A 21,772-nucleotide genomic window follows, 5' to 3' on the forward strand; every position below is an offset into this window, starting at 1 on the left:
TAGGATCGGTGCCTTGGCTTGATAACTGATTCAATGGGGATTGCAGTTATGGGGGTTACAAAGCGCGTGGCAGCCGGCGCAGTGCTGCTGGCGGGCCTGGTGTTTTCGACGGTGCAGGCGCAAAACCTGCCGAAAATCGCCGAGTTCTATTTCGACGACGACGTGGCGGCCAAGCCGATCCAGGCGGTACCGCCGGGCCAGGCCGATCTGGTGGACCAGCTCATGAAGCTGCGCGAGCGTGGTCGCAAGGGTCTTGAGGCCACCGTGCAGTTGGCCGGGGTGGCCTACGCCGAAGGCCGTACCGAGCTGGGCGCCAAGCTGTACTCGGAAGCGCTGGCTACGGTTTCCGACGCATCGGTACAGGCGCGAGGCTTGCGCTGGAACCAGGCGTGGGACCTGTACCGCCACGGCGACTCCGATGGCGCCCTTCAACTGTGGACCACGGCGGCCGAGAACGTGCGTGGCAACCCGTCCTGGATGCCGCAGACCATGGCGCTGGTGCTGTGGAAGCTGGGCCGCAAGGACGAAGCGCTGGCCTGGTATGCCGCCGCCGTACGCACCGAGCCGCAGCAGTGGAACGACCCGGCCAGGTTTGCCGAGCTGCTGCCGCTGTGGCAGGACAACGAACGGGCGCAGCTTGCCGAAGTGCAGCAGGCCTGGGCAGCCAATCCGCCAAGCTGGCCGTGAGTGGGTGGTCGGGCGGGCTGACGGTTGGTCCCGACGCTTGGGCGGTTTGGTTCTGAGTTCATGGCTTTTCGCTCTTTAGCTTCTTCGCTCGTCATTCCCGCCCAGGCGGGAATGACGGCGTGCGAGTAAAGACATCCGCAAAGACATCCACGACGAAGCCGCCGGACGTTTCGAACCCATTCGCAGGCCATACGGCGCGTATCAGACTTAGGTCTGATGCCGATTCCATCGCCTGCAGCGGCAGTGCATGCTTGGGCCATGGCCTTCGATGCTTTCGCGCTGATCCTGACCATGCTCGCGTTGGGCATGGTCTTCGCAAGGTTGCGCACCTTTCCCGACAACGCCGCAGACACTCTCAACAAGGTGGTGCTGTACGTGTGCCTGCCTGCGGCGGTGCTCACCTACGTGCCACGCCTGCAACTTGATGTTTCGCTGATTGGCATCATCGCCACGCCGTGGCTGCTGATGGTGCTGACGCTCGGCCTGGTCAGCGCGGCAACGCGGCTGTTCGGTTTCGAGCGGCAGGTGCATGCGGTGCTGCTGATGTGCGTGGCACTGACCAATTCCAGCTTCATCGGTTATCCGATGGTGCGCGCGCTGCTGGGCGACCACGCCCTGCCGTATGCGGTGGTCTATGACCAGTTCGGTACGTTCGTGCTGCTGTCCACATTCGGCTTGTACGTCCTGGCGCGCTACAGCGGCGACACGCCGCCGACCACCGGCCAGATCCTGCTGCGCATCCTCAAGTTTCCACCGTTGTGGGCGCTGCTGTTCGCATTGACGCTGATGCCGGCAACGCCGCCGACGTGGATCGCATCGGCGCTGAAGAACCTGGCCGACGCGATGCTGCCGCTGGTGATGCTGGCGGTGGGCCTGACCATCCAGCTGCGCCTGACCCGCGCCGAACTGGCGCCGCTGTCGGTTGGCCTGCTGCTCAAACTGGTGGTGCTGCCGGCGGCGGCCATTCCGCTGTCGCTGGCGTTCGGCCTGCAGGGCGAGATGCTGCGCGTCAACGTGCTGGAAACCGCCATGCCGACCATGATCACCGCCGCCGCGCTGGCCATCTCGCACCGGTTGGCGCCGCGCCTGGCCGCCGCGATGGTGGGCTACGGCATCGTGTTGTCGCTGGTCACGCTGCCCGCCTGGGTCTGGGTGCTGGGAAAGCTCTCCTGATGGAAGCCGCCGCCTGACCGTGGCAGGCTCAGCGCCGGATCCAGGGAGGAGACGGGGATGGGACGCAGGCAGTGGGCTACAGGGTGGTTGGCCGCGATGGCGGTTCTGAGCTGTACCGGCGTGATGGCCGCTGGCGCCCCGGTCTCAGCCGGGCAATCAGCAGGCGCCGCCCGGCCGGACTTCCACGCTGTGTTGCTGGAACGGGCACAGAAGGCGGCCGCCACTGGCCAGCCACTGGATTTGTGGGTGGCGGCGCGGTTGGCGCTTCCGCTGGAGTTGTCCGCAGTGCCAAGCCCGTCGGCCCTGCCATCGCAGAGTGATGCGTGGCTGGACGAAGCGATACGCCTTGGCAGCGATCAACCATTGATCGCGCGTGCTGCCGTGGCGCGCTGCCTGGGCGGCGGCAGTTGCGATATTCCTGCTGCGGTTCAGACCCTGCAAACCGATGAATCGGATGAAGTCGTCGCGCAGTTGCTGTTGTGGCGGTTGCATACGGGCAAAGGCGATGCCGATGCGGCAGCACATGCCTGGACACGCGCAACGCAGGCGACGCGTTATGCGGACGACGTGTCAGAGGGCATCGCGCTGCTGGACCGTGCCACCCGTGGTGGGCAATGGCCGACATCGGCGAGCAATGGCAATCAGACCATGGAGGTCGACGGCGAGGCAAAGCGTGTTGCCAGCGTGTTCGCATTGACGGCTGCGTTCGGGATGCCTGGACTTGCTGACGCCTATCGGGAATGCCCGGCAGACGCGGTGGCCGAGCGTCGCCAGCAGTGTCGCCATCTGCTTACGGTGATGGCGGACAGCGGTTCGATGTTTGCTGCCCGACTGGGTAGCAGCAGGATGCGGGACCTCAGTGATGATGCGGCGGAGCGGCGGGGCTGGGACGCGCGCAGCCACGAGCTGTTATGGCTGTCCGCACGTTCGGCGGGGTTATTGGAGGCTGAATCCAATGTCGCACGGACGGTGAGCAGGAGCGGCTATCTGCAATGGGTAGGCGAAATGGGCGAGTTGCCGGCCATGCGCCGACTGCTCGCCGACAATGGAATTGCGGCGCAACCACCGGCCGGCTGGAAACCCACCTGGTCCGACAACTGAGTCCGGCTGGAACCTCGGTGCGCTGGTGGGCGGGAGCATCTTCTGCTGTAGAGAATCGGGCAGCACGGGTTGAGGAACATGCCTGCATCTGTTTCCAGATCAGAACTGACTCAGGGGAGAGTACGGATGGTGCGTTGTCTGGGGATGCTGCTGTTGTTGGTCGCGCTGACAGCATGCGCGAAAGGAATTGACGAGGACTTCACCCAGGCATTCGTCGATGCCAACCGGGGGTTGGATGACGATGCCTGGACGGCGGCCTACTCACCTGAGATGAAGCTGCTCGCCGTTGGCCGTGAATCCGGCCGACTGGAGTTGTGGGACGCACGCGAGAAGGACGCGCGCATCGCGCTGCCCGCGCATGAGCTGCGCGTCCAGGACATCACCTTCGGCGTGGATGACGGCATCGTGATCTCCCGTTCGGCCAGCGGCAACGTTGCTTTCGACGAGATCGTGCAGTTGGAGAACGGCCCTAAGGTATGGGACGCCCGCAGTGGCGAGTTGCTGGTCGCATTCCGCCAGGCGCACTGGGTGCCCGGTGCCATGTCTGCAACGCCACTGCCCGGCCTGTATCTGTTTGCCAGTGGCGATGAGTTGCATATCTACGATCACGCCAAACGTGCGCTGGTCGGTGATCCGTTGCGGTTGCAGGGCGATGGCGGCATCCGCGCCATCGATTGGGATGCCGCGTCCGGGACGATCGTCGCCGGTACCGACAAGGGCATGATTGTCCTGCTGAAACTGCTGCGCGATGAAGCCGGCGCACGGCTGGAAGTGGTGCAGCGTCACACCCCGCATGGGGTCGGCCCCCGCAACGACATCCTGTCGGTGATGTTGCTCGACAACGGCACCCGGCTGGTCACCGTGCAATATTCGCCGGAGAAGGCGCAGGCAATGGAGCAGGAGGTTCCGGCGCTGTATCGCAGCCAGCAACACGAAACCGTCCGCTGGAATCTTGCCAATTGGCAGCGCGAGCACGTGTACTCCACGCAGTTGATCGGCGTGCATCAGGCCACGTTTACCCGTGGCGAGGATTGGCTGGTCCTGGCAGGTGTGGCCGGCGGCACGGCAAAGGTGGAAGGCAAGGTGGAGCTGGTGGACCTGCGCAGTGGCGTGTCCTGGCTCTACAAGGCCAATACCACGCATGCCACCGCCGTGCTGTTGCCCCAGACCCGCGAAGGCCTGGTGCTGCAGAACGGCCGCGCCACGCGGATCAGGTACCTGGACCAGAGCGAAAAGGTGCCGTGGTCCGCGCCGCGTTGAGTACGATGAATTTCAGGCCGCGGCGATGATTGCGGCAGGGGCGGGGATGCCGCGCGATGTGGCGCCCGCTCAGTCCGCTGGTACCGTGCGCTCCCGCGCCCAGTCGCGCAGACCCTGCACCTGTTCGGCCATCAACACCGACAGCGGCCGCGTGTTGCGGATCTCGGTCATCAGCAGCTCGGTGTCCATCGGCTTCTGCTCGGCGTGTGCGGCGTACAGCCCGGCGACCACGGCCTGCTCGATTTCCGCGCCGGAGAAGCCATCACTTGCTGCTGCAAGCGCCGGCAGTGCGAAACTCTCCGGGGCCAGCTGGCGGCGCTGAAGATGCAGCTGCAGCAGTTGCACACGGACGTCCGGCGCAGGCAGGTCGACGAAGAAGATCTCGTCAAAGCGCCCTTTGCGCAGTAGTTCGGCCGGCAGTTCCTGCACCTGGTTGGCGGTGGCGACGATGAACACCGCGCCCTTGCGCTCGGCCATCCAGGTCAGCAGATAACCAAGCACGCGCCGCGACACCCCGCCGTCCTCGCCATTGCTGGCCAGGCCTTTCTCGATCTCGTCTATCCACAGCACGCACGGTGCCAGTTGCTCGGCCGAGGCCAGGGCGTCGCGCAGGTTCTTTTCGGTTTCACCGTGGTACTTGTTGTACAGCGTGCCGAAGTCCAGCCGCAGCAGCGGCACGCCGAAGCCGGCGGCGGTGGCCTTGGCCAGCATCGATTTTCCGCAACCCTGCACACCCAGCAGCAACATGCCCTTGGGCGGGTCCAGCCCCGGTGGCGCCTTGCCACTGACGAATACCGCCCGGCGCTGCTCGATCCAGCGCTTGAGCCGGCGCGCACCGGCCACCTCGGCAAAACGCGCCGAATCGTATTCGTAGTGCAGGTGGCCGCTGCGGTTGAGCAGCTCGAACTTCAGCTTGGCCAGCTGCGGCAGGTCGTCAGCCTGCAATGCGCCGTCTTCGTAGATGAGCTGGCGGGCAATGCGCCGGGCATCGGTCAGGCTCAACCCGCTGAGGTTGCGCAGGATCTGCTGCACCGCATCCTGGTCGGCTTCCACGCGGCGCCCACCGTGGTCGGCGGCGTAGCTGGCCGCTTCCTCGCGCAGCATCTTCAGCAGCGCGTTGGCATCGGGAAGCCGTGGGTTGAAGCGGGTGGCGAGGGCTTCCAGTTCCGGTGGCAGCTCGACGTTGGCGCCAACCAGCACCAGCACGTGCGGCTGGCTGTGGCGGCGCTGGATGATGTCGCGCAGCAACCGCTGGTGGCTGGCGTAGCCCAGGTAAGGGTGGAAATCGAGCAGCAGGTAGATGCCGCGCTGGTCGGCCTCCTGGATCATCCGCAGTACCGAGCTGGCGTCGGGCGGGCCGACGGCCTCGTCTTCGCGGTCGATGTCGATGCGGCGCAGGCCTTCGGTGATCGACCAGCGGTGCAGGGCGCGCCACACGTGCATCAACGCCTGGCGGAACAGCTCGACGATCCGCGACTCGTCCTGGGTCTGGATGACGATCAACGGCGTGTTGGCGCGGATCAGCGCGGTAAGGTCCTGCAGTTCGCTCATGGCGGTTCCATCCGGGGGTGGACACGATAACGCAGGACCGATGGCTTTCCTCACCCGATGACTACCTTTGCCGCAGCGTCGCGGTGTACGCTGCGGCCAGGTTCCGCGGAAACGAGGCGTGCATGAAGACGATCCTGGTAGCCGGCTCCAAGGGCGGTGTCGGCAAGACCACCATCGCCACCCATCTGGCCGCGCAGTCGGCCCTTGCCGGCAAGGCGACGGTGATCGCCGATGCCGATCCGCAAGGCTCCAGCACCCGCTGGGCGCAACGCCGTTCAATGCTGGAAAGCGCCGTGCTGCCGGTGGACGTGCACAGAAAGAAGAACTGGGAAAAACTCATTCCCGATGGCGTTGACCAGCTGATCATCGACGCCCCGGCCGGCGCCTACGCCGACGACCTGGAGCCCTACCTGGCTGCCGCCGATGCGGTCGTGGTGCCGGTGCTGCCGTCGGCGCTGGACATCGAGGCCATCGTCGGCTTTCTGAACAGTCTTTCCAAGGTCAAGCGCGTGCACAGCCGGGCCTTGCCGGTGGGCCTGGTGCTCAACCGCACCAAACCGTGGACACAGACCTCGCAACAGGCCCGCCAGATGCTGGCCGAATGGCCGTATGAGGTTGTCGCACAACTGCGCGACAGCCAGAGTTACGTGGTGATGGTCGGGCTGGGACGCAGCCTGTTCGACTATCACTCCGCCCAGGTACGCGAGCACCAGCAGGACTGGGAGCCGCTACTCAAATGGTTGAACAAGGTCTGACAGGAGTATTCCCCGACCATGCGTGAACTGATCCTGCTGCGGCATGCCCATGCCGAACCGGCCAGCAATGGCCAGGCCGATATCGACCGGCCGCTTTCCCCGCACGGCCTGGCCGAGGCCGAGGCCGCAGGCCGCTGGCTGCAAGAACAACGGCTGGTGCCCGACCGGGTGCTGTGCTCGCCGGCGCGACGCACCCGCGAGACACTCGAAGCGGTGCTGGGGCTGACCGGCTATGTCGAGCAGCGCCTGGAAGATCGTATCTATGACGCCGTGCCCGGCACGCTGGCCGCGTTGCTGGACGAACACCGCGAGGTGGAGCGGTTGCTGGTGGTTGGCCACAACCCGGGCCTGGAGCAGCTGGTGGCGTTGATGAACAGTGGCCAGTCCGGTGACTACCGTGGCATGCCGCCGGCAGCAGTGGCGGTGCTGACGCTGCCGATGGAAGCCGCGATCGAACCGGGCATCGCCCGCCTGGCAGCCTTCTGGTGGCCATAAGCAATGCCGGTTGTGCGATGGGGGTTGTTGCTGAGTTTGTTGGTGCCGGCAGGCGCGGCCATTGCGGCACCGCCGGTGCCGGCCGTGCCGCAGATCGACACGGCGCGTTCGCAGTTCGGTTTTGAGATACGTACCCGCTTCGGGCAGAAGGTGGAGGGGCTGTTCCCGCGCTTCGAGGCCTGGACCATACAACTACCCGACGGCCGCCATCAGGTGCGGTTGCGCATGTTTGCCCAGTACGTGGAAATCCCGGACAAGCCGCGTTACACGGGGTGGATGCGCGGCGAGGATTTCTTCGACGTGGCGCGTTATCCGCTGGTCGAGTTCGAGTCCGAACCGTACTGGCCGCAGCTGATCCAGCACGGCGGCGACGTCAAGGGGCAGCTGACCATCCGCGGCATCAGCCGCCAGGAGACGCTGCGCCTGGCAAAGCCTGAATGCGCCCGTCCCGGCTATGATTGCGACCTGGTGAGCCGAGGTACCATCCTGCGCGGCCGCTACGGCATGGACAATTGGCAGATGGCGTTGAGCGACCGAGTGACCTTCATATTGAGAACGCGCCTCGTCGGCGCACCCCAACCGTGAATCCGTGAATCCTGTAGTACGTCTTTTCCTTGTGCTGGTGGTCCTGCTGGCCGGCGGTTGTGCCTCACTGTCGCCGCAGCAGCGCGAGCGTGCGCAGGGCATTGCCGTGTCCGCGCGTTCCAGCGTCGTGGAGTGCACGCGCGCCGATCGCTGCGCGCAGGATTCACCGTTGCGTGCGCTGGGCGGACGGGCCATGGCCGAGTCCACCGGCACCGAGCCGCAGCACTACGCCACCATCCTCGACGAAGGCGAGCTGTCGCTGGTCGCACGCTTGAACCTGCTGCGCAGCGCCACCCGCAGCATCGACCTGCAGACCTACATCTTCGATACCGACGACAGTGCGCGGCTGGTGATCGACGAGCTGCTGGCCGCGGCCCGGCGCGGGGTCAAGGTGCGGGTGCTGATCGACCAGCTCTCGGCCATCTCCGACCTGCAGGTGCTGGGTGCGTTGTCCGGCGCGCACGTCAACTTCCAGCTGCGTGTGTACAACCCGGCGTTCGGCAAGGCGCGGCTGAATTACTTCGACTACGCCGGCAGCGTGCTGTGCTGCTTCCGTCGCTTCAACCAGCGCATGCACAACAAGCTGCTGGTGATCGATGACGTGATCGGCGTGGTCGGCGGACGCAATTACCAGGACGACTATTACGACTGGGACAGCGAGTACAACTTCCGCGACCGCGATGTGCTGCTGGCCGGGCCGGAAGTGCGGGAGATGGCGGCCAATTTCCAGGCGTTCTGGGATGCGCGCCTCAGCGTGCCGGCCGAGCGTCTGAACGATGTCGGTCGCACCCTGCTCAAGCACGGCGTGCCGACCCTGCCACCGGCTGATTTCCGTCGCCCGGAGCGGATCGAACGGGTGGGTGAGGAGGCTTCCGACAGCGACTTCATCAGCCGCGCCTTCGTCGATACGGCGTTGCCGGTGCGTTCGGTGAGCTACGTGGCCGACCTGCCGCGCAAGCACCGCAACGAACGCGAGGACGAGCCGCTCAACGGCCAGCACCTGACCGAGCCGACGCTTGATGCGTTGATTGCCTCGGCGCAGAGCGAGGTGCTGTTGCAGACGCCGTACCTGGTGCTGTCCAAACCGGCGCAGAAGCTGTTCAAGGACCTGCGCCAACGACAGGAACCGCCGCGCGTGGTGGTGTCCACCAACAGCCTGGCCGCCACCGACAACCCGATCGTCTATGCGCTGTCGTACAAGTACAAACGCCGCAACCTGCGCGAGCTGGGTTTCAACATCTACGAATACAAGCCGTTCCCGCTGGATGCGCCGGTGAATTACCCGCAGCTGGTGCCGGCGCCGCTGGACGCCGAACCCGGCAGCGGCGCCTCGCGCAACCGGCTTATTGGCGGCAGCGCGGCCGGCAGCAATGTGCGTGGCAGTGGGTCCGGACGGCGCTCCAGCGCCAACGGCAGCGAAGTGGAACGCGAAGTGCTGCGTACCGAAACCCGGCCGTCGTTCCTGAGCACGCGCGCGGCCAACCGACCGTTGCCGGTGACCCGGCGCGGCGCCCGCATGGGCCTGCATGCCAAGTCGCTGGTGGTGGACCGCCGGATCGGCGTGATCGGCACCCACAACTTCGACCCGCGCAGCGAGAACTACAACACCGAAGGCGCGGTGATCATCAAGGACCCGGTGTTTGCCGAGCAACTTGCGCAGAGCATCCTGCGCGACATCCACCCGGACAACTCCTGGGTGGTGGCGCCACGGCAGAAGGCGCCGGTGTTCTCCGGCCTGAACTACAGCCTGGGCAAGGCGTCCGAGGCGTTGCCCATCCTGGATTTCTGGCCGTGGCGTTACGCCACCGATTACGAGTTCAAGCCCGGCCCGGATTGCCCGCAGCCGCTGCGCCGGCAGGACCCCGGTTTCCACGCGTGCTACACCGCGGTGGGTGATTTCCCGGAGGTGGATGTCGGCCCCAAGTGGTTGCTGGTGCGCATGCTCACCGCTTTTGGTGCCGGCCTGGTGCCGATTCTGTAGCCACTCTTTCAACAGCAGGGTTTTGCCATGTCCCGAGTATTCCGTGAGCCGGTCGACCTCCAGCAGGCCAACGAACTGAGCCGCAACACGCTGATCGAGCACCTGGGCATCGTGTTCACCGCCGCCGGTGATGACTGGTTGCAGGCAACGATGCCGGTGGATGCGCGCACCCGCCAGCCGTACGGCCTGCTGCATGGTGGTGCTTCGGTGGTGCTGGCCGAGACCCTGGGCAGCAGTGCCGGCAACCTGTGCGTGGACCCGGCCAACCAGGTCTGCGTCGGCTTGGAAATCAACGCCAATCATCTGCGTGCCGCCCGCGAAGGCGTGGTCACCGGCACCGCCCGCGCGCTGCACGTGGGCCGTACCACCCAGGTGTGGGAGATCCGCATCGAGAACGAAGGCGGCAAGCTGGTGTGCGTGTCGCGGTTGACGCTGGCGGTGGTGCCGGTGGGGTGAGTTGTCGCGGGTTGAGTGCGCTGTGGAAGCAGACGGACCCCTGCCCAACCCTCCCCTGCTGCGCAAGGGAGGGAGCGGATCAGGTGTGCTGAAGAATCTCGTGCAACCGCAACGGTCAACGTAACCGCTGTTGCTGTCACCCCCTCCCTTGCGCAGCAGGGGAGGGTTGGGGAGGGGTAAACGCTTTTCAGCCGTGAGCCGCAGGCGGGACGGGGTTTGCGGCTGCAAGCGCGCTGGCGGAAGCCGGACCGCATCCGGTATCGTGCGCGGATGACATCCCCTCGTCGCCATACCCGCCAGGACGGTGGGGTTCGCGTATTCCGCTACCTGTACCGCGTCCCGCTGCTGCTGGTCCACATCGTAGTGTTCCTGCCCCTGATCCTGCTGCTGATGATGCCGCCGTTCGGGCGCATCGGCGGCCCTGTCGATCCCCTGGAACACCGGGTGGTGCGCTGGTGGTCGGGCGGGCTGATGTGGATATTCGGTTTTCGTCTGCACCGTTACGGGCAGCCGATGCCCGGGCCGGTACTGTTCGTGGCCAACCATGTGGGCTGGGTGGACATCAGCATGATCCACAGTCAGAAGATGGTCGGTTTCGTGGCCAAGCGTGAGATCGCCGGGTGGCCGCTGGTCGGCTGGCTGGCCAGTCGGGGCCACACCATCTATCACCAGCGCGGCAACACCGAGTCGCTGGGCGGGGTGATGGAGGAGATGGTCAAGCGCCTGCAGGAGCAGCGGCCGGTGGCCGTGTTCCCGGAAGGGCGTACGCGCGGTGGTGGCGAAGTGGGGCCGTTCCACGCACGTATCTTCCAGGCCGCGGTCGAAGCCAATGTGCCGGTGCAGCCGGTGGCGCTGCGCTATGGCGTGCGCGGCGACGCGCAGACCATGGTGGCGTTCGCGCCGGGCGAAAGTTTCTTCGGCAATTTCCTGCGGCTGCTGGGCGAACCGGTGCGCCGCGCCGAGGTGCACTTCCTGGCGCCGATCGGCAGCCAGGATCTGGAAGGCCGCCGCCGCATCGCTGAAACCTCGCGTGCGCGCATCGTGGCGGTGATGGAAGGGCCCTAAGGTGATCGCGGTGGCTCATCGGATATCCAGCCACGCCGGTGCAACATGCCGACCATGTTGAACGCCGACCACTACCAACCGCCGCGCTGGCTGCGTAATCCGCACCTGCAGTCGATGCTGGCATCCAGCCGGGTGCGGCTGCGCCGTGGCGAGCAGCTGCTCGGTGCCACCGGCGCCTTGACCCACGAACTGATCCTGGACGGCGGCGCCGGCGTGCGCCTGCAGGCCTGGCACAGCCGCGTGCCGGGCATCGCCCCGGCCGGCCTGGCGCTGCTGCTGCATGGCTGGGAAGGCAGCGCCGAATCCAGCTACATGCGCATGACCGCCGCGCGCCTGCTCGAGCAGGGCCTGGACGTGGTGCGGCTGAACTTCCGCGACCACGGCAACACCCACCACCTGAATCCGGGCATCTTCCATTCCTGCCGCATCGAGGAAGTGGTGCACGCCGCTGGTGACGTGGCAAGCCGCTTTCCGGATCTGCCGATGGTCGCCGCCGGCTACTCGCTGGGCGGCAACTTCGTGCTGCGCCTTGCCCTGCATGCGCCGAAGGCTGGCGTGCCACTGCGGCACGTGGCCTCGGTATGCCCGGTGCTGGATCCGGCGGTGACGATGGACAGCATCGAGCGTGGCCCGGCGATGTACGACTGGTATTTCCGCCGCAAGTGGACCGGCTCGCTGCGCCGCAAGCGCGCGTTGTTCCCGGAACTGGCCGACTGCGATGACACCGTGCTCAAGCTGGACATCCGCGCGCTGACCGGTTGGCTGGTGGACCGCCATACCGAATTTGCCTCGTTGCAGGACTACTTCGACGGCTATTCCATTGCCGGCGGAAAGCTGGCCGGCCTGCAGGTGCCGGCCGACATCCTGATGGCTGCCGACGATCCGGTGATTCCGTTCTCCACGTTCGGCGACTGGCAGCTGCCCGAACACGCACGCCTGCAGATTGCGCGTTGGGGCGGGCACTGCGGCTTCATCGAAAGCCTGCGCGGCGATGGCTTCTCCGAGCGCTGGGTGGCGCAGCAGCTGCGCGAGGCGCTGGCCGGCTGAACCGTGGTGCGTGGGCAGGCCCGCTACAATGCGTTTTTTGCGCTCACGCTGGACCGCCATGCAAGACAAGATCATTGAAGCCCTGCGCCGCAACGCCACCGACGAGGGCGTGGCCCTGGCCCAGGAATGGGCCGCCACCGAACCGCAGCAGGCGCAGGCCCACCGCTGGTTGGCGCTGGCCTTGCAGCAGCAAGGCGAGCTGGCCCAGGCGCAGGCCAGCATGGATCAGGCGCTGGCGCTGGCGCCTGATGATGCCGCCCTGCATCTGCAGCAGGCCGGGCTGTTGCTGGCACTGCGTCAGATCGAGGCGGCCGGGCAGGCGCTGGACCGCAGCACCGCGCTCAACCCCAATGAATTCTCCGCCTACCTGATGCAGGCGCACCTGGCGCTGGCCCGCGAAGACACCGACGAAGCCGATCGACTGGCGCGCATGGCCGCACGCGTGGAGCCGGACAGCCCGGAGCTGGCGGCGGTGCAGGGCATGATCGCGCTGCGTCGCGGTGACGTGGACCGCGCCCTGTCGGTGTTGTCGGCGGCCAGCCAGCAGCTGCCCAACGACCCGCGCGTGCTGTACGCGCTGGGCTTTGCCTACCTGGGCAAGGACATGCTGGCCTTCGCCGAACAGTCGTTCCGCCGCGTGGTCGAGCTCAACCCGGCCAATCAGGCATTGCGCGGGCTGCTGGTGCAGCTGGCGTTGCGTCAGGGCCACACCGATCGCGCCGCCGAGGTGATGCGCGAGGTGCTGGCCACTGCCGGCGGCGACACGCCCGGCATGCGGCGCATGGCCGGCGAGCTGGAACTGGCTTCCGGCCAGCCGTTGCAGGCGCTGGAACACCTGCGCCCGCTGCTGCAGCAACTGCCCGGCGACCGCGACACCCTGCAGCTGCTGCTGATGGCCTGGCAACGCCTGGGCCGCGAGGAAGAAGCCCGCACCGAGCTGGAAGCGGCCGTGCAGGAGCACCCGCAGCAGCACGATCTGTGGCTGGCACGACTGGCCGTGGCGCAGGTGGGCAGCGATGAAGCGGTGGAAGTGACCGAGCGCTGGCTGGTGGCCATGCCCGATCACATTCCCGCGCTGGAAACCCGCATGCGCCTGCATGACATGAACCAGCAGCCGGAGCAGGCCGAAGCGGTCGCCCGCCACATCGTCAGTGTGGAACCGGGCCGTTCCAGCGCCGAGCAGCGCATTGTCGAGGCCCTGCTGCTGCGCGATCCGGCAGCCGCGGTCGATCATGTGCGGACGCTGGCCGACAACGCACCGGAAGCGGCGCACGCCCCGCTGCAGAGCTGGCTGGGCACCGTGCAGGACCGGGCCGGTGATCCGGCCGGTGCGGTGGCCACCTGGGTACGCCTGCACCAGCATCTGGTGCCGACGCGGCTGCCGTTGCCGCCGCAGGCCAAGGCACCGAGCCAGTGGCCGGAGATGGGCCAGGTGTCCGAAGACAACCTGATGCGGCCGATGTTCCTGTGGGGCGCACCCGGTTCGGGCGTGGAGCGCGTGGCAACGGTGATGGCCGCCGGTAGCGCGGTGCTGCGTGCCGACCGCTTCGGGCCGACCCCGCCCAACGACGGCTTCCAGAACTTCCTGACCCTGCAGCGCCTGGCCACCGACGCGCTGAGCCCGGAGCAGATGGTGCAGCAGTGGCGCGAGCACCTGCCGGCCCGTGGCATCGCCGACGGCAACGTCATCGACTGGCTGCTGTGGTGGGACAACGCCCTGTTGTGGGCACTGCGCCCGCAGCTGCCCGAGGGTCGCCTGGTCATCGCCGTGCGCGACCCGCGCGACATGCTGATCGAATGGCTGGCGCTGGGCGCACCGGCACCGCTGGCCCTGACCTCCAGCATGGAGGCCGCACAGTGGCTGGTGCGCGCGCTGGAGCAGGTGGCCGACCTGCACGAGCAGGATCTGTACACGCACATGATCATGCGCACCGACGATGCGGTGAACGACCCGGCGGCGATGGCTGCCCTGCTTGAGCGGGCGTTCGGCATGCGCTTCCCGACGGTGCGCAGCCTCGGCCCGGGCACGATTGAACCCGGTCACTGGCGCCGTTACACGCAGGCCCTGTCGGCCGAGTTTGCACAGCTGGCGCCGGTGGTGGCGCGGTTGGGCTACCCCGAAGTCTGATCCCAGGAGCGCGCATGAAACTGCATAGCCAGAGTTTTTCCAACGCCCAGCCGATCCCGGCGGAATTTGCCGCCGGCGATGCCAACGGCTTTGCCGGCAACCGTAACCCGCAGCTGGCCTGGAGCGAGGTGCCGGAAGGTACCCGTTCGTTCGCGCTGCTGTGCGTGGACCCGGACGTGCCGACCGTGCCCGAGCTGGTTGGCCGTGACGATGTCAGCATTCCGCTGGACCAGGTGCGCGGTGATTTCGTGCACTGGGTGATGGTGGACATTCCGGCAGACGCGCGTGAGATCGCGGCCGGCAGCTGCAGCGATGGCTTCACCGTGAAGGGCAAGCAGCAGCCTGCCGGTCCGGCCGGTGCACGCCAGGGCTTGAACGACTACACCGGCTGGTTTGCCGGCAATGCCGACATGGCCGGCAATTACTTCGGCTATGACGGCCCGTACCCGCCGTTCAACGACGAACGACTGCATCGTTACTTCTTCCGCGTGTTCGCGCTGGACGTGGAAACGTTGCCGGTGGAAGGGGTCTTCACCGCCGCCGATGTCTACCGTGCCATCCAGGGCCATGTGTTGGCCGAGGCCGCCATCCACGGCACCTACACGCTCAACCCCAAGCTGTAACGGTAGTGCCGAGCCATGCTCGGTGGGGGGCTTTCCCCTCTCCCCAACCCCCGTTCCGCGCCCCAGCCCTTGCGCTGGTGCAAGGGCGCTCAACGGGCTGCGAACCAATGGTTCGCAAGCAGCCGGCTTCACCCCGCAAGGGGAGAGGGACTTTGAAAGCCGAGGTTGCAGGCAATGCTTCAGGCTCAAGCGCACCGAGCCCCTCTCCCCGTGCGGGAGAGGGGTTGGGGAGAGGGGGCAGCAAAGCCGGCATCGAAAAAAAGAAAGGCGCCTCGCGGCGCCTTTCTTCCCATCCGCAGCAGTGCTGTCGGCTTACTTCTTCACCAGTTCCGAGCTGACCACCATGTCCAGCACGTAGGCGACGGAGGGAGCGTCGGCCGGCGGGTTCTTGATCTGGAAGCGGTTCAGGCGCAGCACGTTGCGCACGCCCGGCTCGTGGTTGTAGCCCTCGATGTTGCCGTAGAAGTTCTCGTACGCGCCGCGCTTGCCCTGTTCCAGGCCCTTGTCGTCGTACTTCACTTCACGCACCTGCAGGCACTGGTAGTCCTTGATCAGCGGGTGCGAACAGGGCTTGGTCTGGGCGTCCACTTCCATGAAAACGCGCTCGCCGGTGCCGCCGTAGCGGGTTTCCGGAGTGGGCTCGCCACGGAAGGTCAGCACGTCGCCGCTGGCGGTGGCCACGCTCAGCCCGGCCGCGTCCAGGGAACGCACGGTCAGCTTGCCCTGCAGGCGGTCACCGGCCAGGCGGTCCAGTTCCATCACGCCCGGCTCGCCGCAGGCGCGCTGGGTGGACATCATCGGGCCCACGGTCAGTGCATTGCCTTCCAGCGTGTAGCTGCCGCCAAGGTGGTTGCAGGTGTTGCTGACCGACAGGCGGCCATCCTTGAAGTCCAGCGTTACCGGCTTGTCGGCACGCACGAACAGCGCATCGATGCGCTTGCCCGAGGCGTCCACCGCGTTGTCCAGCAGCCAGTGATTGGTGCCCAGCAGGTTGCCGTCGATGTTGGCCGCGGCCGGGGCCGACGCAGTGGCGGTGCTGGCCGGCGGCGTGGTCTCGGTCTTGGTGCCGTTGGACGGGTTGCTGCAGGCGACCATCATGGCGACGGGCAGGGACAAAAGCAGGATGCGCTTCATGTTCAACTCCTTTGGAGCATGGGTAGGTTCAAGACGACAAACGGGCGAAGCAGGGGGCCGGGGTTGCCATCGCGCGGACGCATTCAGTTTCCAGCAGGCAAGAACAGCAGCAGCCCGATCCCCAGTGCGATGCGGTATAGCGCAAAGCCCGTGAAGGGCCGGCGCTTGATATAGCCCAGCAGCCACTTCACCACGATGAAGCCGGTGACCACGGCCGCGGCAAAGGCCACGCCGACGTCGGTCCAGTTCTCGCTGGCGAGCTTTCCGTCCTTGGCAAGTTCCAGGAACGCGTAGCCACTGGCGGCGAACATGGTGGGAATGCCGACCAGAAACACGAACTCGGCCGCCGCCGCGCGACGCGTCAGGCCCAGCAGCATGGCCAGGAAAATCGCCGCCGCCGAGCGCGAGGTGCCGGGGAACACGCCGGCGATCACCTGGGCCAGGCCCACGGCGATGGCCACGTTCCAGGTCACCGTGTCGCGGTCGGGCAGGCGCGAGGCGAAATGCTCGGCGACCATCATCCACACGCCGCCGATCACCAGCGCCCAGGCCACCGGGGTGACGGTTTCAGGCAGCTCCCAGCCGGCCAGGCGTACCGGCAGGCCGACCAGCGCGGTGATCAGGAAAGCCACGCCCAGCTTCATCACGTAATCGCGGTTCTCGCGCTCGCCCAGCCCGGTGGCCAGCGACCACAGCCGCTGCCGCAGCGCCAGGGTCACGGCGAGGATGGCGCCGGCCTGGATCACGATGTTGAAGAAGTCCGAGCGGGTGCCGAGCCAGTGCTGGGCGATCAGCAGGTGGCCGGTGCTGGAAATGGGGAGGAACTCGGTGAGGCCTTCGAGGATGCCCAGCAACAGGGCGGAGAGCAGGTCGGACATGGAGAGGAAGGAAGAAAAAGGCCGCAACAGCATAGTCCATGGTGCGTGTTGCACCTTAATGGTGCTGCACGGGCGGATCGCACCCTGATGGTGCGTCACGACCGGTGCAACTGTAACTTTCACTCAATGAAAACAATGCTTTGCGATGATTTCGGACTTGGCACGCTAGTTGCTTCATCACACCCACGTCATCACCCATCCGAGGTTTCACCCGATGTCCCTGGAAAACGTTGAGAAGCTGATCAAGGACAACCAGATCGAGTTCATCGACCTGCGTTTCGTCGACATGCGCGGTATCGAACAGCACGTGACCTTCCCGGTCTCGATCATCGAGCCGTCGCTGTTCGAGGAAGGCAAGATGTTCGACGGCAGCTCGATCGCCGGCTGGAAGGGCATTGCCGAATCGGACATGGTGCTGCTGCCCGACGCTGACAGCGCTTACCTTGATCCGTTCTACGCCGATCCGACCCTGGTGCTGACCTGCGACGTGCTCGACCCGGCCACCATGCAGGGCTACGGCCGCTGCCCGCGCGGCATCGCCAAGCGCGCCGAGGCCTACCTGAAGTCCTCCGGCATCGCCGACCTGGCCTTCTTCGGCCCGGAGCCGGAATTCTTCATCTTCGATTCGGTCCAGTTCGCCAATGACATGGGCCACACCTTCTTCAAGATCAACTCCGAGGAAGGCTCCTGGAACACCGGCAAGAGCTACGACGGCACCAACAGCGGTTACCGTCCGACCGTGAAGGGCGGCTACTTCCCGGTGCCGCCGACCGACTCGCTGCACGATATCCGCGCCGAAATGTGCAAGGTGCTGGAAAAGGTCGGCATCGAAGTCGAAGTGCACCACCACGAAGTGGCCAACGCCGGCCAGTGCGAGATCGGTGCCAAGTTCAACACGCTGGTGACCAAGGCCGACGAACTGCAGCGCATGAAGCACGTCATCAAGAACGTGGCCCATCGCAATGGCAAGACCGTCACCTTCATGCCCAAGCCGCTGGTCGGCGACAACGGCAGCGGCATGCACGTGCACCAGTCGCTGGCCAAGGGCGGCGCCAACCTGTTCTCCGGTGACGGCTACGGCGGCCTGAGCCAGATGGCGCTGTGGTACATCGGCGGCATCTTCAAGCACGCCCGTGCGATCAACGCTTTCGCCAACTCCGGCACCAACAGCTACAAGCGCCTGGTGCCGGGCTTCGAAGCCCCGGTGATGCTGGCCTACTCGGCGCGCAACCGTTCGGCTTCATGCCGCATTCCGTGGGTGTCCAACCCGAAGGCGCGCCGCATCGAAATGCGTTTCCCGGACCCGATCCAGTCCGGCTACCTGACCTTCACCGCGCTGATGATGGCCGGCCTGGACGGCATCAAGAACCAGATCGACCCGGGCGCACCGAGCGACAAGGATCTGTACGACCTGCCGCCGGAAGAAGAGAAGCTGATCCCGCAGGTCTGCTCCTCGCTGGACCAGGCGCTGGAAGCACTGGACAAGGACCGCGAGTTCCTCAAGGCCGGTGGCGTGATGAGCGACGACTTCATCGATGCCTACATCGCGCTGAAGATGAAGGAAGTCACCGCGTTCCGCGCTGCGACGCACCCGCTTGAGTACCAGCTGTACTACGCAAGCTGATTTCAGGTGGTGATGACGAAGGGCTCCCCTCCCACCTTCGTCATCACCGCCGCTTGCGCGGCTGGGGAGCCACGCCGGCGGTCTGAAGCAACACGCAACACCGCAACACCAGGGGCAAGAGAGTCCGCAACGCGCGATTGGGCCGTTCCTCCCTCCCGCGTCACTGCTGCCAATGCGCGCAAGCGTGTTGGCAACAGCGAGGCCCATGACACGTTCGGCGCAACAGCCAGCGGCCGCCACGCGGCCGGTGGAAGACATGACTCCGGCCCGCAGGCTTGGGCCGGCCTTCTCCACATCGGGACATGCGCATGAAATTGATCTCCGCCATCATCAGGCCATTCAAGCTGGACGAAGTACGTGAAGCACTGGGCGCGGTTGGCGTTTCGGGCATCACCGTCACCGAGGTCAAGGGCTTCGGGCGTCAGAAGGGGCACACCGAGCTGTATCGCGGTGCCGAATACGTGGTCGATTTCCTTCCCAAGATCCGCATCGAAACCGCCGTCACCGACGACCGCGTGGAAGCGGTGATCGAAACCCTGCAAGCCTCGGCCGGCACCGGCAAGATCGGCGACGGCAAGATCTTCGTTACCCCGCTCGAGCAGGTGGTGCGCATCCGCACCGGCGAAACAGGCGCTGACGCGCTCTAACCCCCACAGTCGGAGTCGACAATGCGAACGGAAATTTTCACCGGGCTGAAGGCCCGGTTCGGTGGCCTGTGCCTGTCGTTCATGCTCGCCCTCGTGGCGCTGGGCATGTTCTCTCCCGCTGCGATGGCCCAGGAGGCCCAGACCCCGCCGGCGGCCACGGAAAGCGTCGCCGTGCAACCGCTGGAAGCCGCACCTGCGGCCGCCGCGGAAGCCGAAGCAGCGCCTGCGTTTGATCGCGGCGACGTGGCGTGGATGCTCACCGCCACGCTGCTGGTGCTGATGATGGTGGTGCCCGGCGTGGGCCTGTTCTACGGCGGACTGGTGCGCACCAAGAACGTGCTGTCGGTGTTGAGCCAGGTGCTGGTGGTGTTCTCGCTGGTGCTGATCCTGTGGGTGGCCTACGGCTACAGCGCGGTGTTCAGCGCGGGCAACGAGTTCTTCGGATCATTCACCCAGTTCGCCTTCCTCAAGGGCTTCACGCCCGACTCGGTGGGCAACACGCCGATCGCCGGCCTGCCGGACCTGCTGTTCGTGGCATTCCAGTCCACCTTCGCCGGCATCACCACCGCGCTGATCGTCGGCGCCTTCGCCGAGCGCATCAAATTCCGCGCGGTGCTGTTGTTCTCGGCGCTGTGGTTCACCCTGAGCTACATCCCGATGGCGCACATCGTCTGGGGTGGTGGCTACCTGGGCAAGCTGGGTGCGATCGATTTCGCCGGTGGTACCGTGGTGCACATCAATGCCGGTGTTGCCGGCCTGGTGGCCGCGTGGTTCGTCGGCAAGCGCCTGGGCTACGGCCAGACCGCACTGAAGCCGCACAACCTGCCGCTGACCTGGATCGGCGCGATGCTGCTGTGGGTGGGCTGGTTCGGCTTCAACGCCGGCTCGGCCGCCGCCGCCGACACCGTTGCCTCGCTGGCCTTCATCAACACCGTGCTGGCCACCGCTGCGGCGGTGCTGGGCTGGACGCTGGTCGAAGCGGTGACCAAGGGCCATCCCTCGGCGCTGGGTGCGGCATCGGGCGCGGTGGCGGGGTTGGTTGGCGTGACCCCGGCCTGCGGCACGGTCGGGCCGCTGGGTGCGATCGTGATTGGTTTCGTCACCGGCATCGTCTGCGTGTGGGGCGTCACCGGCCTGAAGCGTCTGCTCAAGGCCGACGACACCGCTGACGTGTTCGGCGTGCACGGCGTCGGCGGCATCGTTGGTGCGATCCTCACCGGCGTGTTCAGCGCGCAATCGCTCGGCGGCACCAAGGTTGATCTGGATATCGCGCACCAGCTTTGGGTGCAGGTGGTCAGCGTCGGTTTCACCGTGGTGTGGAGCGCGGTGGTCACCGCGCTGATCCTGCTGGTGGTGCGCGCGCTGGTCGGCCTGCGGGTGAGCGAGGAAGCCGAACGCACCGGCCTGGACGTCACCACGCATGGTGAGTCCGCCTACGAGGTCTGATTGCTTTGAGCCCCTCTCCCGCTTGCGGGAGAGGGGTTGGGGTGAGGGCAGGGTGCGCCGCTGGGAGAATTCCGCAACGGCAACGCTACCCCTCCCCAACTCTCCCCTCCACCTTCGGCGCAAGGGAGGGGGCTGAAGAGTCCCTCTGCCTTCGGCGCAAGGGAGAGGGAGCCGAGAAGCCCTTGTCCCGCCGGGAGAGGGGTTGGGGTGAGGGCAGCTCGACACCGGAGAACCAACCGACATGAGCAAGTCCCCAGCGCGACAGATGCAGAAACCACCGCGCGGCACCCACGACCACAATCACATTCCCTTGCCGGAACGTCCTGTTCCCTGCCGTTGGTCACTTGCCATGCGGCGCGCAGCACCGTGCAATGCCCCCCATGAACTGCAAACTCCTGTTGCCGCTGGCGCTGGTCGCCGCACTTGCCGCCTGCACTTCCACGCCGCAGCGCAATCCGCTCGCGCAGTGGGTGCCGTCGCCGAACCACAATGCCCGCAGCCCGGTGATCATCGTGCTGCACCACACCGAACAGGATTCGGTGCAGGAAAGCTTGGACACGCTGCGCAGCGCCAACAGCGGCGGCAAGGTCAGCTCGCACTACCTGGTGGGCCGCGATGGTGACCTCTACCAGCTGGTGGCCGACAGCGAGCGCGCCTGGCACGCCGGTGGGGGCCGTTGGGGCAGCATCACCGACCTCAACTCGGCATCGATCGGCATCGAGATCGACAACAACGGTGACAGCCCGTTCACCCAGCCGCAGATCGCCACGCTGCTGCGTCTGCTCGACGACCTGTGCACCCGCTACAACATCCCGCGCAACCAGATCATCGGCCACGCCGACCTGGCACCCACGCGCAAGGCCGATCCCAGCCGCTTCTTCCCCTGGCAGCAACTGGCCGAAGCCGGTTTCGGCATCTGGCCGAATGCTGCGCATGGGCCGGCGCCGGAAGGCTTTGACCGCTGGATGGCATTGCAGGCCCTGGGCTACCCGCTGGATGACCGCGCCGCCGCCGCGCGTGCTTTCCACCGCCGCTTCCGTGGCAGCGACACGCTCCCCGCCGAGCTGGACGCGGAGGACGCCCGCATCCTGCATTCGCTGCTGTTGCAGAAGCAGTGAATCCGGGTCTTTGCACTA

General features: G+C 66.2%; 20 protein-coding genes. 17 read left to right on the forward strand and 3 right to left on the reverse strand.

Annotation, left to right across the window (positions count from 1 at the left end; genetic code table 11):
- The first annotated feature begins 48 nt into the window (after nucleotides 1-48).
- The 4 genes from LR961_RS17495 (at nucleotide 49) to LR961_RS17510 (ending at nucleotide 4,221) form a co-directional block, all read left to right on the forward strand.
- Entirely contained in the window at nucleotides 49-687 is a 639-nt protein-coding gene (locus LR961_RS17495; protein WP_232151255.1) for a tetratricopeptide repeat protein, read from the forward strand.
- A gap of 258 nt (nucleotides 688-945) precedes the next feature.
- The gene (locus LR961_RS17500; RefSeq protein WP_232151256.1) at nucleotides 946-1,860 is read left to right on the forward strand and encodes an AEC family transporter; all 915 of its coding nucleotides are present in this window, start codon (nucleotides 946-948) and stop codon (nucleotides 1,858-1,860) included.
- Nucleotides 1,861-2,223: 363 nt separating this feature from the next.
- Complete coding sequence (locus LR961_RS17505; RefSeq protein ID WP_232151257.1) at nucleotides 2,224-2,961, forward strand: hypothetical protein; 738 nt, start codon at nucleotides 2,224-2,226, stop codon at nucleotides 2,959-2,961.
- Nucleotides 2,962-3,087: 126 nt separating this feature from the next.
- Nucleotides 3,088-4,221 (forward strand): hypothetical protein, encoded by a 1,134-nt coding sequence (locus LR961_RS17510; RefSeq protein WP_232151258.1) that lies wholly within the window; start codon nucleotides 3,088-3,090, stop codon nucleotides 4,219-4,221.
- A gap of 69 nt (nucleotides 4,222-4,290) precedes the next feature.
- Here LR961_RS17510 and LR961_RS17515 read toward each other — a convergent pair whose 3' ends face one another.
- Nucleotides 4,291-5,772, reverse strand: coding sequence for an AAA family ATPase (locus tag LR961_RS17515; RefSeq protein WP_232151259.1), 1,482 nt, complete (start codon nucleotides 5,770-5,772; stop codon nucleotides 4,291-4,293).
- A gap of 122 nt (nucleotides 5,773-5,894) precedes the next feature.
- On the opposite strand from LR961_RS17515, the gene LR961_RS17520 reads away from it, so the two are divergent.
- The 9 genes from LR961_RS17520 to LR961_RS17560 all read left to right on the forward strand — a co-directional run bounded on the left by LR961_RS17520 (nucleotide 5,895) and on the right by LR961_RS17560 (nucleotide 14,907).
- Nucleotides 5,895-6,527 (forward strand): ParA family protein, encoded by a 633-nt coding sequence (locus LR961_RS17520; RefSeq protein WP_232151260.1) that lies wholly within the window; start codon nucleotides 5,895-5,897, stop codon nucleotides 6,525-6,527.
- Nucleotides 6,528-6,545: 18 nt separating this feature from the next.
- Nucleotides 6,546-7,022, forward strand: a complete 477-nt coding sequence (locus LR961_RS17525) for a histidine phosphatase family protein (protein ID WP_232151261.1) — start codon at nucleotides 6,546-6,548, stop codon at nucleotides 7,020-7,022.
- A gap of 3 nt (nucleotides 7,023-7,025) precedes the next feature.
- Complete coding sequence (locus LR961_RS17530; RefSeq protein ID WP_232151262.1) at nucleotides 7,026-7,607, forward strand: YceI family protein; 582 nt, start codon at nucleotides 7,026-7,028, stop codon at nucleotides 7,605-7,607.
- A 4-nt stretch (nucleotides 7,608-7,611) separates the two neighbouring features.
- Complete coding sequence (locus LR961_RS17535) at nucleotides 7,612-9,588, forward strand: phospholipase D family protein (RefSeq protein ID WP_232151263.1); 1,977 nt, start codon at nucleotides 7,612-7,614, stop codon at nucleotides 9,586-9,588.
- Nucleotides 9,589-9,615: 27 nt separating this feature from the next.
- Complete coding sequence (locus LR961_RS17540) at nucleotides 9,616-10,044, forward strand: hotdog fold thioesterase (RefSeq protein ID WP_232151264.1); 429 nt, start codon at nucleotides 9,616-9,618, stop codon at nucleotides 10,042-10,044.
- A 270-nt stretch (nucleotides 10,045-10,314) separates the two neighbouring features.
- Entirely contained in the window at nucleotides 10,315-11,109 is a 795-nt protein-coding gene (locus LR961_RS17545) for a lysophospholipid acyltransferase family protein (protein WP_232151265.1), read from the forward strand.
- A gap of 54 nt (nucleotides 11,110-11,163) precedes the next feature.
- Entirely contained in the window at nucleotides 11,164-12,156 is a 993-nt protein-coding gene (locus tag LR961_RS17550) for an alpha/beta fold hydrolase (protein ID WP_232151437.1), read from the forward strand.
- A gap of 58 nt (nucleotides 12,157-12,214) precedes the next feature.
- Nucleotides 12,215-14,284 (forward strand): tetratricopeptide repeat protein, encoded by a 2,070-nt coding sequence (locus tag LR961_RS17555; RefSeq protein WP_232151266.1) that lies wholly within the window; start codon nucleotides 12,215-12,217, stop codon nucleotides 14,282-14,284.
- 14 nt (nucleotides 14,285-14,298) lie between these two features.
- Nucleotides 14,299-14,907, forward strand: a complete 609-nt coding sequence (locus LR961_RS17560; RefSeq protein WP_232151267.1) for a YbhB/YbcL family Raf kinase inhibitor-like protein — start codon at nucleotides 14,299-14,301, stop codon at nucleotides 14,905-14,907.
- A gap of 312 nt (nucleotides 14,908-15,219) precedes the next feature.
- Here the strand turns inward: LR961_RS17560 and LR961_RS17565 are convergent, their stop codons facing one another.
- Both LR961_RS17565 and LR961_RS17570 read right to left on the reverse strand, forming a co-directional pair.
- Entirely contained in the window at nucleotides 15,220-16,041 is an 822-nt protein-coding gene (locus LR961_RS17565; protein ID WP_232151268.1) for an META and DUF4377 domain-containing protein, read from the reverse strand.
- Nucleotides 16,042-16,124: 83 nt separating this feature from the next.
- Nucleotides 16,125-16,919: an undecaprenyl-diphosphate phosphatase gene (locus LR961_RS17570; protein ID WP_232151269.1), complete on the reverse strand. Its 795-nt coding sequence runs from the start codon at nucleotides 16,917-16,919 to the stop codon at nucleotides 16,125-16,127.
- A gap of 214 nt (nucleotides 16,920-17,133) precedes the next feature.
- Between LR961_RS17570 and glnA the strand changes: the two genes are divergently transcribed.
- The 4 genes from glnA to LR961_RS17590 all read left to right on the forward strand — a co-directional run bounded on the left by glnA (nucleotide 17,134) and on the right by LR961_RS17590 (nucleotide 21,754).
- Nucleotides 17,134-18,543: a type I glutamate--ammonia ligase gene (gene glnA / locus LR961_RS17575; protein ID WP_232151270.1), complete on the forward strand. Its 1,410-nt coding sequence runs from the start codon at nucleotides 17,134-17,136 to the stop codon at nucleotides 18,541-18,543.
- A 308-nt stretch (nucleotides 18,544-18,851) separates the two neighbouring features.
- Entirely contained in the window at nucleotides 18,852-19,190 is a 339-nt protein-coding gene (locus LR961_RS17580) for a P-II family nitrogen regulator (protein ID WP_232151271.1), read from the forward strand.
- A gap of 21 nt (nucleotides 19,191-19,211) precedes the next feature.
- The gene (gene amt, locus LR961_RS17585) at nucleotides 19,212-20,636 is read left to right on the forward strand and encodes an ammonium transporter (RefSeq protein ID WP_232151272.1); all 1,425 of its coding nucleotides are present in this window, start codon (nucleotides 19,212-19,214) and stop codon (nucleotides 20,634-20,636) included.
- Nucleotides 20,637-21,007: 371 nt separating this feature from the next.
- A complete protein-coding gene (locus LR961_RS17590; RefSeq protein ID WP_232151273.1) occupies nucleotides 21,008-21,754 on the forward strand; it encodes an N-acetylmuramoyl-L-alanine amidase in 747 nt (248 codons plus the stop codon).
- Nucleotides 21,755-21,772 lie beyond the last annotated feature (18 nt).

It is taken from the genome of Stenotrophomonas sp. SY1, assembly GCF_021202945.1.
Lineage (GTDB): Bacteria > Pseudomonadota > Gammaproteobacteria > Xanthomonadales > Xanthomonadaceae > Stenotrophomonas.

Coding starts and splice junctions, on each gene's coding strand:
- LR961_RS17540 (WP_232151264.1), top strand. CDS start 9,616: ATGTCCCGAGTATTCCGTGAGCCGGTCGACCTCCAGCAGGCCAACGAA.
- LR961_RS17510 (WP_232151258.1), top strand. CDS start 3,088: ATGGTGCGTTGTCTGGGGATGCTGCTGTTGTTGGTCGCGCTGACAGCA.
- LR961_RS17590 (WP_232151273.1), top strand. CDS start 21,008: ATGCCCCCCATGAACTGCAAACTCCTGTTGCCGCTGGCGCTGGTCGCC.
- LR961_RS17550 (WP_232151437.1), top strand. CDS start 11,164: ATGTTGAACGCCGACCACTACCAACCGCCGCGCTGGCTGCGTAATCCG.
- LR961_RS17515 (WP_232151259.1), bottom strand. CDS start 5,772: ATGAGCGAACTGCAGGACCTTACCGCGCTGATCCGCGCCAACACGCCG.
- LR961_RS17580 (WP_232151271.1), top strand. CDS start 18,852: ATGAAATTGATCTCCGCCATCATCAGGCCATTCAAGCTGGACGAAGTA.
- LR961_RS17530 (WP_232151262.1), top strand. CDS start 7,026: ATGCCGGTTGTGCGATGGGGGTTGTTGCTGAGTTTGTTGGTGCCGGCA.
- LR961_RS17500 (WP_232151256.1), top strand. CDS start 946: ATGGCCTTCGATGCTTTCGCGCTGATCCTGACCATGCTCGCGTTGGGC.
- LR961_RS17495 (WP_232151255.1), top strand. CDS start 49: ATGGGGGTTACAAAGCGCGTGGCAGCCGGCGCAGTGCTGCTGGCGGGC.
- glnA (WP_232151270.1), top strand. CDS start 17,134: ATGTCCCTGGAAAACGTTGAGAAGCTGATCAAGGACAACCAGATCGAG.
- LR961_RS17520 (WP_232151260.1), top strand. CDS start 5,895: ATGAAGACGATCCTGGTAGCCGGCTCCAAGGGCGGTGTCGGCAAGACC.
- LR961_RS17555 (WP_232151266.1), top strand. CDS start 12,215: ATGCAAGACAAGATCATTGAAGCCCTGCGCCGCAACGCCACCGACGAG.
- LR961_RS17525 (WP_232151261.1), top strand. CDS start 6,546: ATGCGTGAACTGATCCTGCTGCGGCATGCCCATGCCGAACCGGCCAGC.
- LR961_RS17565 (WP_232151268.1), bottom strand. CDS start 16,041: ATGAAGCGCATCCTGCTTTTGTCCCTGCCCGTCGCCATGATGGTCGCC.
- LR961_RS17560 (WP_232151267.1), top strand. CDS start 14,299: ATGAAACTGCATAGCCAGAGTTTTTCCAACGCCCAGCCGATCCCGGCG.
- amt (WP_232151272.1), top strand. CDS start 19,212: ATGCGAACGGAAATTTTCACCGGGCTGAAGGCCCGGTTCGGTGGCCTG.
- LR961_RS17545 (WP_232151265.1), top strand. CDS start 10,315: ATGACATCCCCTCGTCGCCATACCCGCCAGGACGGTGGGGTTCGCGTA.
- LR961_RS17570 (WP_232151269.1), bottom strand. CDS start 16,919: ATGTCCGACCTGCTCTCCGCCCTGTTGCTGGGCATCCTCGAAGGCCTC.